Source organism: Paracoccus sp. S4493 (genome assembly GCF_000967735.1).
Taxonomy (GTDB): Bacteria; Pseudomonadota; Alphaproteobacteria; order Rhodobacterales; family Rhodobacteraceae; genus Paracoccus; species Paracoccus marcusii.
In genome coordinates this window covers 1-12477 of the sequence record NZ_JXYF01000010.1, presented here as the reverse complement: position 1 = coordinate 12477, position 12477 = coordinate 1, and the positions used below count along the sequence as shown (strand labels likewise).

The 12477-nt window shown below is 66.5% G+C and carries 9 protein-coding genes and 1 pseudogene; 5 read left to right on the top strand and 5 right to left on the bottom strand.

The window, feature by feature from the left end; translation table 11 throughout:
• Positions 1 to 9: 9 nt before the first annotated feature.
• Both TW83_RS02555 and proS read right to left on the bottom strand, forming a co-directional pair.
• Positions 10 to 1194 (bottom strand): ABC transporter substrate-binding protein, encoded by a 1185-nt coding sequence (locus tag TW83_RS02555; protein ID WP_045981329.1) that lies wholly within the window; start codon positions 1192 to 1194, stop codon positions 10 to 12.
• Between the two features lie 445 nt (positions 1195 to 1639).
• Positions 1640 to 3001: a proline--tRNA ligase gene (gene proS / locus TW83_RS02550; protein ID WP_045981208.1), complete on the bottom strand. Its 1362-nt coding sequence runs from the start codon at positions 2999 to 3001 to the stop codon at positions 1640 to 1642.
• 129 nt (positions 3002 to 3130) lie between these two features.
• Between proS and TW83_RS02545 the strand changes: the two genes are divergently transcribed.
• Genes TW83_RS02545 through TW83_RS02530 form a run of 4 tightly spaced genes read left to right on the top strand, consistent with a single transcriptional unit; the run spans position 3131 to position 8823 of the window.
• Positions 3131 to 4342: an AI-2E family transporter gene (locus TW83_RS02545; RefSeq protein ID WP_064503533.1), complete on the top strand. Its 1212-nt coding sequence runs from the start codon at positions 3131 to 3133 to the stop codon at positions 4340 to 4342.
• A gap of 4 nt (positions 4343 to 4346) precedes the next feature.
• A complete protein-coding gene (locus TW83_RS02540; protein ID WP_331497796.1) occupies positions 4347 to 5051 on the top strand; it encodes a chromosomal replication initiator DnaA in 705 nt (234 codons plus the stop codon).
• A gap of 28 nt (positions 5052 to 5079) precedes the next feature.
• On the top strand, positions 5080 to 7245 hold the full coding sequence (locus tag TW83_RS02535; protein ID WP_045981326.1) for an RNA degradosome polyphosphate kinase: 2166 nt from the start codon (positions 5080 to 5082) through the stop codon (positions 7243 to 7245).
• 54 nt (positions 7246 to 7299) lie between these two features.
• A complete protein-coding gene (locus TW83_RS02530; RefSeq protein ID WP_045981207.1) occupies positions 7300 to 8823 on the top strand; it encodes a Ppx/GppA family phosphatase in 1524 nt (507 codons plus the stop codon).
• An 81-nt stretch (positions 8824 to 8904) separates the two neighbouring features.
• On the opposite strand, the gene groL is transcribed toward TW83_RS02530, so the two are convergent.
• Positions 8905 to 10551: a chaperonin GroEL gene (groL, locus tag TW83_RS02525; RefSeq protein WP_045981206.1), complete on the bottom strand. Its 1647-nt coding sequence runs from the start codon at positions 10549 to 10551 to the stop codon at positions 8905 to 8907.
• A gap of 45 nt (positions 10552 to 10596) precedes the next feature.
• Positions 10597 to 10884 (bottom strand): co-chaperone GroES, encoded by a 288-nt coding sequence (locus tag TW83_RS02520; protein ID WP_045981205.1) that lies wholly within the window; start codon positions 10882 to 10884, stop codon positions 10597 to 10599.
• 183 nt (positions 10885 to 11067) lie between these two features.
• Here TW83_RS02520 and TW83_RS02515 point away from each other — a divergent pair, with 183 nt between their 5' ends.
• Complete coding sequence (locus TW83_RS02515) at positions 11068 to 12075, top strand: TraB/GumN family protein (RefSeq protein WP_045981204.1); 1008 nt, start codon at positions 11068 to 11070, stop codon at positions 12073 to 12075.
• Between the two features lie 6 nt (positions 12076 to 12081).
• Here TW83_RS02515 and TW83_RS21065 read toward each other — a convergent pair.
• Positions 12082 to 12477 (bottom strand): annotated as a pseudogene (locus TW83_RS21065) (hypothetical protein); the annotation flags it as partial.

Sequence of the window (12477 nt, the reverse complement as noted above, 5' to 3'; positions counted from 1 at the left end):
GGTCTGCGATCAGCGATAGCCGACCACTTCCAGCTTGCCGTCGGTGAACTGGATCTCGCGGAAGGTGCCGGCGGATTCGCCCGGACCCACCAGCTCGACCGAGGTGCCGCCGACATAATCGACGTCGCCGCCGCCGTTGATGATCTCCAGCGCCTTGGCCAGTTCGCCGGGCAGGATTTCCTCGCCGGGGCCGTTTGCCACGTCCATGATGTGCTCCTTGTAGGCCGCCGGGTCCGACGACTTGGCCTTGGCCATCGCCAGCAGCATCAGCGCCGCCGCGTCATAGGCCTCGGCCGAAAAGGCGCCCGAGCCGTCAAAGCCCGCGGTCTCGGCCATCGCCAGATAGGCCTCGCGGCCTTCGCCCTCGGCTGCGGGGTTCTGACCGAAGCTGCCCTCGATCTCCGACCCGAAGTTGTCCTCCAGCGCCTGGCCGACCATGCCGTCCGGGAACACGAAGGTCTCGAAGGCGCCGCTGTCCAGCGCGCCGCGCACGATGCCCGAACCGCCCTGGTCGACATAGCCCACCACGACCAGCGCATCGCCGCCCGCGGCCGACAGGGCCGCGATCTCGGCCGAATAGTCGGCCTTGCCGTCGTCATGCGCGCTGTTGACGGTCACGGTGCCGCCATTGGCGGTGAAGGCCGCGGCAAAGCTGTCCGCCAGGCCCTTGCCATAGTCATTGTTCGTGTAGGTCACGGCGACGGTTTCGATGCCGCGGTCGGCGATGATCTGGGCCATCACCTCGCCTTGGCGGGCATCCGACGGGGCGGTGCGGAAGAACAGGCCGTCATCCTCGATGTCGGTCAGCGCGGGCGAGGTGGCCGACGGAGAGATCATCACGATGCCGTTCGCCTTGGCGACGTTCTCCAGCGAGGCGATGGTCTCGCCCGAGCACATGCCGCCGATCAGACCCTTGATGCCTTCGGATGCGATCAGACGCTCCACCGTCGCGGTCGCCGCGGCGGCGTCGATGCAGGTGCTGTCGCCCGTGACCGCCACAACGGTCGACCCGTCCAGCAGAAGGCCGGAATCGCTGACCTCCTTCATGGCCATCTCGGCGCCCTGCTGCATTGCGGGTGCCATCGATTCCAGCGGACCGGTGAAGCCGAGCGAGATGCCCAGCTTGATTTCTTCGGCGCCCGCGGCACCGGCCATCAGCGCCCCGGCGGCGGTCGCGAGAAGAAGCTTTTTCATGTGGAAGTCTCCCAGTTGGAACATTGTCCTGCGCGTCAGGTTAGAAGCGCAACATTCAAAAAGAAAGTGCGTTGTCGCGCGTATTTGCATGGTTTTTGGACAGGTTGACGTGTGACGCAGGGGCAACTTTGGACCGCCTGATCGACGCTCGCTTCAACACGGCTTTGGGACGATCGGCCGTCGCCCTGGTCATCCCGTTCCGAAGGGTTCCGCCAGCGTTTCATGGTGTTTCAGGGATGTCGGACGTCATCGCCGGTGTCGCAGAGCATCCGCCTAACTTGTGCAGCGGTTACGTCCCTGAAAATGCCATGTTCGAACCTGACATCCGCACTGGTCATCCTGTCAACCATGCCCCCGATGGCGGACCAACGCGTAGGGGCAATGCACGGGTGGTCGGTCGCCACGGCGCTTGCGATGAAGCGCGGCGGCGACCGTCCGTCGCGGCCTACTTGTCCGCGACCGTCACGCCCAACACGGGCTGATAGATCTGCGCAACCCGGGCGATGGCCTCCTGCGGAGAGACTTCCTCGGTCTGGCCGGTGCGGCGGCTGGTCAGCTCAACCTTGTTGCTGGTCAGGCCGCGCGGACCGACCGTGATGCGCCAGGGAAGGCCGATTAGGTCCATTGAGGCGAACTTTGCCCCGGCGCGTTCGTCCCGGTCGTCGTACAACGGGTCCAGGCCGCGGGCCTGCAGTTCGGCATAGATCGCGTCGCAGGCGGCGTCGGTGGAATTGTCGCCCTGCTTGAGGTTGACGATGCCGACGTGGAAGGGGGTTACGCCCTCGGGCCAGATGATGCCCTTGTCGTCGTGGTTCGCCTCGATGATCGCGCCCAGCAGGCGCGACACGCCGATGCCGTGGCTGCCCATGTGCACGGGAACCTGCGCACCGTCCGAGTTGCGGACCATCGCGCCCATCGGTTCGGAATACTTGGTCCCGAAATAGAAGATCTGGCCGACCTCGATGCCGCGCGCGGTGCGGCGGCGTTCCTCGGGGACCTGGGCATAGACGGCCTCGTCATGCGTCTCGTCGGTGCGGGCATAGCGGCTGGTGAACTCCTCCAGCACGGCCTGGCATTCCTCGACGCTGTCATAGTCGATGTCCCGGTCGCCAAAGGTCAGGTCGGTGATCTGGCTGTCATAGAACACCTCGGATTCCCCGGTCTCGGCCAGGACCAGGAATTCGTGGGTGTAATCGCCGCCGATCGGGCCGCCATCGGCGCGCATCGGGATCGCCTGCAGGCCCATCCGCTCATAGCTGCGCAGATAGCTGACCAGGTGGCGGTTGTAGGCGTGCAGCGCGTCTTCCTTGGTCAGGTCGAAATTGTAGCCGTCCTTCATCAGGAACTCGCGCCCGCGCATCACGCCGAAGCGCGGACGGATCTCGTCGCGGAACTTCCACTGGATGTGGTACAGCGTCAGCGGCAGATCCTTGTAGCTGCTGACATGGCTGCGGAAGATGTCGGTGATCATCTCCTCGTTCGTGGGGCCGTACAGCAGGTCGCGCTTGTTGCGGTCCTTGATGCGCAGCATCTCCTCGCCATAGTCGTCATAGCGGCCGCTCTCGCGCCACAGGTCGGCGGGCTGCAGCGTGGGCATCAGCATCGGGATGTGACCGGCGCGGGCCTGCTCCTCGTGCACGATCTGCTCGATGCGCCGCAGCACCTTGAAGCCCAACGGCAGCCAGGAATAGATGCCCGCCGTCTGCTGCTTGATCATGCCCGCGCGCAGCATCAGCCGGTGGCTGACGATCTGCGCCTCTTTGGGGTCTTCCTTCAGCACGGGCAGGAAATAGCGCGACAGACGCATGGCACGGGTCCTTCAAAGCGGTTCGGTCCGCAGCGTTACCGGATCGGTCCGGCCTTGCCAAGCATCGCGCTTGCAACCAGACGCACGGGGCGGCACATTCGCCGCAGGTTTCTGGACAAGGGTCGAACCATGCGCATCCCCGTACGCAAGCAGGTCATGTGGTGGGGCATCGCGGCGCTGACGTTGCTGGTGACGCTGTGGCTGCTGGGGCAGGCCGTCCTGCCGTTCATCCTGGGGGCTGGCATCGCCTATCTGCTGGACCCGCTTGCCGACCGTCTGGAACGCGCGGGCCTGTCGCGCACCATGTCCGTGGTGGTGATCACCTTTGCGGTCGTGCTGGCCTTCGTCGCCATCGTTCTGCTGGTCATGCCGATCCTGGTGCGCCAGGCCACCGCCCTGATCGAGACCGCGCCGGAGATGATCAGCCAGGCGCGGGGTTTCCTGGACACGCGCTTTCCCAACCTGATCCCGCAGGGCGACGGGCTGCAGCAGACGCTGACCGACCTGCAGGCGACGATGGGCGATCAGGCCGCACGGCTGGCATCGACCGTCCTGGGATCGGTCACCGGCGTCCTGGGGACCGTGGCGCTGCTGGTCATCGTGCCGGTGGTCGCGTTCTATCTGCTGCTGGACTGGGATCACCTGGTCGCGGCCATCGACGACCTGCTGCCGCGCGAACATGCAGCGACCATCCGCCAGCTTGCTGCCGAGATCGACGACGCGCTGTCCGGATTCCTGCGCGGGCAGGGGGTCGTGATCGCCATCCTGGGGACGTGGTACGCGCTGGCGCTGATGCTGGTGGGCCTGCCCTTCGGCTTCTTCATCGGGATCATGGCGGCGGTCCTGTCCTTCATCCCGTATGTCGGGGTGCTGATCGGTGGCGCGACGGCCATCGGCGTGGCGTTGTTCAGCTTCTGGGGCGATCCGCTGTGGATCGGTGCGGTCGTCGCGATCTTTGCCCTGGGCCAGATCGTCGAGGGCAACTATCTGCAACCCAAGATCGTCGGCGGCCATGTCGGCCTGCATCCGGTCTGGCTGCTTCTGGCGCTGTCGGTCTTCGGCGCGCTGTTCGGCTTTGTCGGTCTGGTCATGGCGGTGCCGATGGCGGCGGCGCTGGGGGTGCTGGCGCGGTTCCTGATCGCGCGCTATCGCGAAAGCTCGCTGTTCACCGGGCAGGCATTGCCGGCGGAACCATCGCAGCCGATCCTGGTCGAGATGGTGCCCGCAGGCACCGTGGCCGCACGGATGCGCACCGCGCGGATGGATGCCGACCGCGCTCGCAGCCAGCAGCAGATCGAGGCCATGCAGGAAAACCTGGCGCGCCGCGACCTGCAAGGCTGACGGGTTGAGCCTGTTTCCGCCCTCGCGCCAGCTGACGCTGGACCTGACCACGCCACCCGCCCATGCGCGGGCGGATTTCCTGCCCGCGCCTGCCAACCATGCCGCGCTCAAGGCGCTGGACCGCCCCCAGGACTGGCCGGCGGGCCGGATGCTGCTGATCGGGCCCGAGGGGTCGGGCAAGACCCATCTGGCGGCCTTCTGGGCGGCCGAGAACGGCGCGCGCCGCATCAGCGCCTCGGCCCTGCGCCCCGATGCCGCCGATCTGCTGGCCGCCGACGGCGGTGCCGTGGTGGTCGAGGATGCCGATCACGCGGGCTTTGCCGCGGGGGCCGAACAGGCGCTGTTCCATCTGTGGAACCTGTGCGGACCCCGCGACTGCCTGCTGCTGCTGACCGCACGGACGCCGCCGCGGGACTGGGGACTGGTGCTGCCCGATCTGCGGTCGCGCATGGACGCGATGCCGCAGGTGCGGCTTGGGTCGCCGGACGAGGCGCTGATGGCCGCGGTACTGGTCAAGCTGTTCGCGGATCGCCAGCTGGCCGTGCCTGCGGGGCTGATCGACTGGCTGGTGCTGCACATGGATCGCGACCTGGGCCTGGCGCGTCGGCTGGTCGCGGCGATGGACCATGCCGCCATGGCGCAGAAGGGCCCGGTGACCCGCCGGATCGCGGCCGACCTGCTGGACAAGCTGTCCGAGGGTGACGCATGATCGCGTCCACGCCAGCCGCCGGACGATCATGACCCAAGCCGATTTTCTTCGCACGCCGTTCCCCGAACCCAAGACCCTTCCAGAGGGTGTTCCCGAAGGCGCCGCACGGTTCTTCAACCGCGAGCTGTCCTGGCTGTCGTTCAACTGGCGCGTCCTGGACGAGGCGCGCAATCCGCGCGTGCCGCTGCTGGAGCGCCTGCGCTTCGTGTCGATCAGCGCCACGAACCTTGACGAGTTCTACACCGTCCGCGTGGCCGGCCTGCGCGAACTGGTGCGCGAGGGCAGCACCACGCCCTCGGATGACGGCCTGACACCGGCGGAACAGCTGGCCCTGATCAATGCCGACGCGCGCCGCCTGATGGGCGCGCAGCAGGGCGTCTGGAACACGCTGCGCAAGGAGATGGAGCAGGCGGGCATCGTCATCCTGTCCCGCCAGCGCCTGACCCGTGCCGAGGAAGAGTTCCTGAACGGCCATTTCCAGAACCTGGTCTTTCCGGTCCTGTCGCCCTTGGCCATCGACCCCGCCCACCCGTTCCCGTTCATCCCGAACGCGGGCTTTTCGCTGGCGCTGGAGCTGGCGCGAGAGACCGATGGCCGCAAGATGCAGGCCCTGCTGCCGATCCCCGCGCAGCTGCCGCGGTTCGTGCCCCTGCCGGGCGGGCAGCGTTTCCTGAGGCTGGAGGATCTGCTGCTGATGCATCTGTCCAGCCTGTTTCCCGGCTATCGCGATACGGGCCATTGCAGCTTCCGCGTGCTGCGCGACAGCGATCTGGAGGTCGAGGAGGAGGCCGAGGACCTGGTCCGCGAGTTCGAGACCGCGCTGAAGCGGCGCCGTCGCGGCAGCGTCATCCGTCTGAAGATCACCGCCGGCGCCCCCGACCGCCTGCGCCGCCTGATCATGGAGGAGCTGGAGGTCAGCCCCGACGAGGTGATCGAGGTCGAGGGCCTGCTGGGCATGGCCGATCTGCGCGAACTGGTGCTGGACAGCCGCCGCGACCTGATGTGGCCCGCCTTCACCCCCCGTGTCCCCGAGCGGATCCAGGACCATGACGGCGACATGTTCGCGGCGATCCGCCAGAAGGACATGCTGCTGCATCACCCCTACGAGACCTTCGACATGGTCGTGCGCTATCTGGCACAGGCGGCGCGCGACCCGGACGTGCTGGCGATCAAGCAGACGCTGTACCGCACCAGCCGCGACAGCCCCATCGTCGATGCGCTGTGCGAGGCGGCCGAGGCCGGCAAGTCGGTGACCGCGCTGGTCGAACTCAAGGCCCGCTTCGACGAGGCCGCCAACATCCGCCAGTCGCGCCGGCTGGAACGGTCGGGCGCGCATGTCGTCTATGGCTTCGTGAACTACAAGACCCACGCCAAGATCAGCACCATCGTGCGACGCGAGGGCGAGGGCCTGGTGACCTATACCCACTACGGGACCGGGAACTATCACCCGATCACCGCGCGCATCTATACCGACCTGTCGCTGTTCACCTGCAACCCAGCGCTTGGCCGGGACGCGACAAAGGTCTTCAACTATCTGTCCGGTTATGTGCAGCCTGCGGGGCTGGAGAACCTGTCGATCTCTCCGATCGACCTGAAGTCGCGGCTTATCGACCTGATCGGCCGCGAGGCCGAATATGCACGCCAGGGCCGCCCCGGCGCGATCTGGGCCAAGATGAACTCGCTGATCGAGAAGGACGTGATCGAGGCGCTGTATGCCGCCAGCGCCGCAGGCGTCCGCATCAGCCTGATCGTTCGCGGCATCTGCGGAATCAGGCCCGGGATCAAGGGGTTGTCAGAGAATATTCGTGTGAAGTCGATCGTCGGGCGTTATCTGGAACACAGCCGGATCGTGTGTTTCGGGTCCGGCCATGGCATGCCGTCGCCCAAGGCGCGGGTCTTCATCAGTTCGGCCGACTGGATGGACCGCAACCTGAACCGCCGGGTCGAGACGCTGGTCGAATGCGTGAACGACACGGTCAAGGCGCAGATCGTCAACCAGGTCATGGCCGCCAACATGGCCGACGAGGCGCAAAGCTGGTTGTTGCAGCCGGATGGCCGTTTCCTGCGTTACCTGCCCGAGGGGCGTGACGATCTGTTCAACTGTCATCGCTTCTTCATGGAAAATCCGTCCCTGTCGGGACGGGGAACGGCGGGCGCGCGTGACGTGCCGGCCCTGACCCATTCGGCGGATTGACGGTTTGGCCCCGCCGGGCCACTTAACGGGCGACCAAGGACAAGGGGCTGCAAGATGAACGGCGTACGCACGACAAGCGGCCAGACGATCGACCCATTCGGCGGCAAGTTCCGCAAGCTGCCCAAGCGGTCCCTAAAGCGGATCGGCGTGGTGGATGTCGGATCGAACTCGATCCGGCTGGTGGTGTTCGACGGGGCGGCGCGCTCGCCCGCCTATTTCTACAACGAAAAGGTCATGGCGGGTCTGGGCCAGGACATGGCCCGCACCGGCCGCCTGAACCCCGAGGGGATCAAGCGCGGCTTTTCCGCGCTGGCCCGTTTTGCGGCGCTGGCCCGCAGCATGGACATCGCGCCGCTGACCTGCGTCGCGACTGCCGCCGTGCGCGAGGCCGAGGACGGCCCCGCCTTCCAGCGCCGCGTCGAGAAGGAGACCGGCCTGAAGCTGCACGTGATCGACGGAGAGGAGGAGGCCCGGCTGTCTGCGCAGGGCGTCCTGCTGGGCTGGCCTGACGCCAAGGGGCTGGTTTGCGACATCGGCGGCAACTCCATGGAACTGGCGGAGGTCGCAGACGGCAAGGTCGGGCGGCGCGTGACGTCGCAGCTTGGCCCGTTCCGCCTGCAGCAGGTCGCCCCCGATCAGCTGCGCGCGCATATCACCACGATCCTGCAGGGGCTGGCCGAAAAGCTGGGCACCGATCACGACCGGATCTATCTTGTCGGCGGGTCGTGGCGCGCCATCGCGCGGCTGGACATGGAGCGCGTGGGCTATCCCATGACCGTCCTGCACGAATACCGCATGACCCCCGACGCGGTCGCCGACACCGTCGCCTGGATCGGCAAGCACGACCTGGGCACTTTGCGTGCCAAGGTCGGCATCTCCGCCTCGCGGATCGAACTGGTGCCGCTGGCCTCGCAGGTCCTGTCGCAGATGATCGAGGTGTTCGGTCCCAAGGAGCTGGCGGTCTCCAGCTATGGCATCCGCGAAGGGCTGCTCTACGAGCACATGTCGACGACGCTGCGCAAGCGCGACCCTCTGATCGAGGCGGCGCGCTTCACCGAAAAGCAGATGGCCCGCCTGCCGGGTTTCGGCAAGAAGCTTTACCAGTTCCTGCTGCCGCTGTTCCCGAACCTGACGCCCGAACGTGACCGCCTGATGCGGGCGGCCTGCCTGCTGCACGACACCGCATGGCGCGCCCACCCCGATTACCGGGCCGAAGCCTGCTTCGACAACGTCACGCGCGCCAACATGGCGGCGCTGAGCCACCCCGAGCGGATATTCCTGGGGCTGGCGCTGCTGCACCGCTACAAGAACAACCGCGCGGAATCGCAGATGGCGCCGCTGTTCGCGCTGCTGGATGACGACGAGATCCGCGCGGCCGAGATCCTGGGCAAGGCAATGCGCTTTGGCGCGATGTTCGCGATCGACGATCCGTCCGATGCGGCCAGTCTGCGCCTGACCCCGGCCGGCACGCTGGAGCTGCGCCTGACATCCACCGGCCGTCACCTGATGGGCGAGGTCGCGCAGTCGCGCTTTCTGTCGCTGTGCAAGTCGATCGGCGTCGTCGGCATCGTCAAGTAGACGGGCCATCGGCACTGTCGGACGCGAAAAGGGCGCCCCGCGGGGCGCCCTTTCCTGTTCTGCCAAGGGGCAGGGGGATGATTACATCATCCCGCCCATGCCGCCCATGTCGGGCATGCCGCCGCCGGCACCGCCCTGGCCCTTGGGCTCGGGCTTCTCGGCGATCATGGCTTCGGTCGTGATCAGCAGGCCGGCCACCGACGAGGCGTCTTCCAGCGCGGTGCGGACGACCTTTGCGGGGTCGATCACGCCGAACTTGAACATGTCGCCATATTCCTCGGTCTGGGCGTTGAAGCCGAACGACTTGTCGGACGACTCGCGGACCTTGCCGGCCACGACGGCGCCGTCGACGCCTGCGTTTTCGGCGATCTGGCGCATCGGGGCCTCCAGCGCGCGGCGGACGATGGCGATGCCTGCGTCCTGGTCGCTGTTTGCGCCGGTCAGGCCTTCCAGAACCTTGCCGCCCTGCACCAGAGCCACGCCGCCGCCGACGACAACGCCTTCCTGGACAGCTGCACGGGTCGCGTTCAGCGCGTCATCGACGCGGTCCTTGCGCTCTTTGACCTCGATTTCGGACATGCCGCCGACGCGGATCACGGCAACACCGCCGGCCAGTTTGGCCACGCGCTCCTGCAGCTTCTCCTTGTCGTAGTCCGAGGTGGTTTCCTCGATCTGCTGACGGATCTGGCTGACGCGTGCCTCGATCTCGGCCTTGTCACCGGCGCCATCGACGATGGTGGTGGTGTCCTTGTTGATCGTGATCTTCTTGGCGCGGCCCAGCATGTCGATGCCGACATTCTCCAGCTTCATGCCCAGGTCTTCGCTGATGACCTGACCGCCGGTCAGGATCGCCAGATCCTGCAGCATCGCCTTGCGACGATCACCAAAGCCCGGTGCCTTGACGGCAGCGATCTTCAGGCCGCCGCGCAGCTTGTTGACGACCAGCGTGGCCAGAGCCTCGCCCTCGACGTCTTCCGAGATGATGACCAGCGGCTTGCCCGACTGGATGACGGCTTCCAGCAGCGGCACCATCGGCTGCAGCGACGACAGCTTCTTCTCGTGCAGCAGGATGTAGGCGTCTTCCAGATCGGCGACCATCTTGTCGGGGTTGGTCACGAAGTAGGGCGACAGGTAGCCGCGGTCGAACTGCATGCCTTCGACGACTTCGACCTCGGTCTCCATCCCCTTGTTCTCTTCGACGGTGATGACACCCTCGTTGCCGACCTTCTGCATCGCGTCGGCGATCTGACGACCGATCGAGGCTTCGCCGTTGGCCGAGATGGTGCCGACCTGGGCGACTTCGTCGCTGTCGTTCACCGGGCGCGAGGCGGCCTTGATGGCCTCGACGACCTTCGAGGTGGCCAGGTCGATGCCGCGCTTCAGGTCCATCGGGTTCATGCCGGCGGCGACCGCCTTCATGCCTTCCTTGACGATGGCCTGAGCCAGGACCGTCGCGGTGGTGGTGCCGTCACCGGCCTCGTCGTTGGTGCGCGAAGCGACTTCGCGGACCATCTGGGCGCCCATGTTCTCGAACTTGTCGGACAGTTCGATCTCTTTGGCGACCGACACGCCGTCCTTGGTGATGCGGGGCGCACCGAAGGACTTGTCGATGACCACGTTGCGGCCCTTGGGACCAAGCGTGACCTTGACGGCATCGGCCAGGATGTTGACGCCGCGCAGCATGCGGTCGCGCGCGTCGGTGCCGAACTTGACTTCTTTAGCAGCCATGGAAAATCTCCTGAATGTTGGGGGAAGGAAGCGTCTTGGGGCCGATCAGCTCAGCACGCCCAGGATGTCGCTTTCCTTCATGATCAGCAGCTCTTCGCCGTCGACCGTGACTTCGGTGCCCGACCATTTGCCGAACAGGACGCGGTCGCCAGCCGAAACCGACGGTGCGATCAGTTCGCCCGAATCCTTGCGCGCGCCTTCGCCCACGGAAATGATCTCGCCCTCGGCGGGCTTTTCCTTGGCGTTGTCGGGGATGATCAGGCCGCCCTTTGTCTTCTCTTCCGATTGGACGCGACGGACCAGCACGCGGTCATGCAGCGGTTTGAATGCCATTGTCGAACACTCCTTGATTCAGGTTGCAGTGTTGCTTTGTTGGCACTCACCGGGTGCGAGTGCCAATGACGGCTAGATAGGCAAATCGCCTAACCCTGTCAACGGGTCATCGCGGTCTGGTGTCTGGCGGCAGGGGGCCAAACATGACAGTCTGGCGGCATTGACTGACCAGCAAGGATACCCATGCGACTGACGATTGCCGCCGCCCTGTTCGCCCTGTCGGGACATGGCGCGATGGCCGCCTGCACCGGCCAGAACCTGTTCGACACCATGCCCGCCGAACGCGCCGCGGCGATCGAGGCCGCCAGCCGCGACGTCCCCTTTCGCCAGGGCCTGCTGTACCAGGCCGTGCGCGACGATCAGCGCATCACGCTGGTGGGCACCTATCACTTCGGCGACGCGCGCCATCAACCGATGATCGAGCGTGTCCGCCCGCTGATAGATCAGGCCCATGCGCTCTATGTCGAGGCCGCCCCCGCCGAGGAGGCCCGCCTGACCAAGGCGCTGACCGAGGATCCGACCCTGATGGTCGATCCCGACGGGCCCACCCTGCCGGAACGCCTGTCGCCCGACGAATGGGATGCGCTGTCGCAGGCCATGTCGGATCGCGGCACGCCGGGTGTCATCACCGCCCGGATGCGGCCCTGGTATGTCGCGCTGATGCTGGGCGTCTCTCCCTGCATGGTCCGCACCATGGCCGAGCAGGGAGGAGAGTCCGGCGGCCTGGACCACCTGCTGGTGGCCGAGGCGCAGGACGCGGGCACGCCCGTCCGCTCGCTGGAGCCGTGGGACACCATCTTCGGCCTGTTCGAGGGCCTGACGCCCGAACAGGAGCTGGACATGATCCGCGCAAGCCTGCCGGCGGCCAGCTATGCCGACGATTACGCAGTGACGCTGACGGATGCCTATTTCGACGGGGATGTCTGGAAGATCTGGGAATTCGGGCGTTTCGACGCCTATGCCAATTCCGGATTGTCCAGGGAAGAGGTCGATCGCCAGATGGACCTGGCCCAGACCCGGCTGATGGACGATCGCAACCGCGCCTGGATCGCACCGCTGCTGGAGGGTGCCGCCGAGGCCGGGGATGAGGGAATCGTCGCAGCCTTCGGTGCGCTGCACCTGCCCGGAGAGGCGGGGGTCCTGTCGCTGCTGCAGGACGAGGGCTTCACGATCACCCGTCTGGACGGGTGACCGGATCTATTGGCCGTTCAGGACGCCAAGCGCGTGGGCACGGCCCTGTTTCTGATAGGTGATGCGGCTGTCGCCGATCTCGCTGATGGTGCCGCCGTTGATGCGGTCGCCGATGCGCAGCGTCAGCACGCGACCGTTGGACAGGCGGACCAATGCCCGGCTTGCCCGGCCCGCGCCGATCGTGCCGATGATTTGGGTGCTGCTCAGCTGGATCCCGTCCTTGACAGTGGCGCTGGCGGCGGCATTGCCGATGGCGTTCTGCGGGACGGCGGCCATGACCTCGGGCTCGCTGTCGACCTCGGGCGGGCGGTACTGCTGGTTGCGCGACGCTGCGGCCTGCGCCTCGGCCTGGGCCTGGGCGCGGGCGCGGGCTTCGGCCTGGGCGCGGGCCTGAGCCTCGGC

Bases quoted from the DNA above. Each gene is read 5' to 3' on its own strand.
- TW83_RS02520 (WP_045981205.1), bottom strand. From the start codon at position 10,884: ATGGCATTCAAACCGCTGCATGACCGCGTGCTGGTCCGTCGCGTCCAA.
- proS (WP_045981208.1), bottom strand. From the start codon at position 3,001: ATGCGTCTGTCGCGCTATTTCCTGCCCGTGCTGAAGGAAGACCCCAAA.
- TW83_RS02515 (WP_045981204.1), top strand. From the start codon at position 11,068: ATGCGACTGACGATTGCCGCCGCCCTGTTCGCCCTGTCGGGACATGGC.
- TW83_RS02535 (WP_045981326.1), top strand. From the start codon at position 5,080: ATGACCCAAGCCGATTTTCTTCGCACGCCGTTCCCCGAACCCAAGACC.
- TW83_RS02545 (WP_064503533.1), top strand. From the start codon at position 3,131: ATGCGCATCCCCGTACGCAAGCAGGTCATGTGGTGGGGCATCGCGGCG.
- TW83_RS02555 (WP_045981329.1), bottom strand. From the start codon at position 1,194: ATGAAAAAGCTTCTTCTCGCGACCGCCGCCGGGGCGCTGATGGCCGGT.
- TW83_RS02530 (WP_045981207.1), top strand. From the start codon at position 7,300: ATGAACGGCGTACGCACGACAAGCGGCCAGACGATCGACCCATTCGGC.
- groL (WP_045981206.1), bottom strand. From the start codon at position 10,551: ATGGCTGCTAAAGAAGTCAAGTTCGGCACCGACGCGCGCGACCGCATG.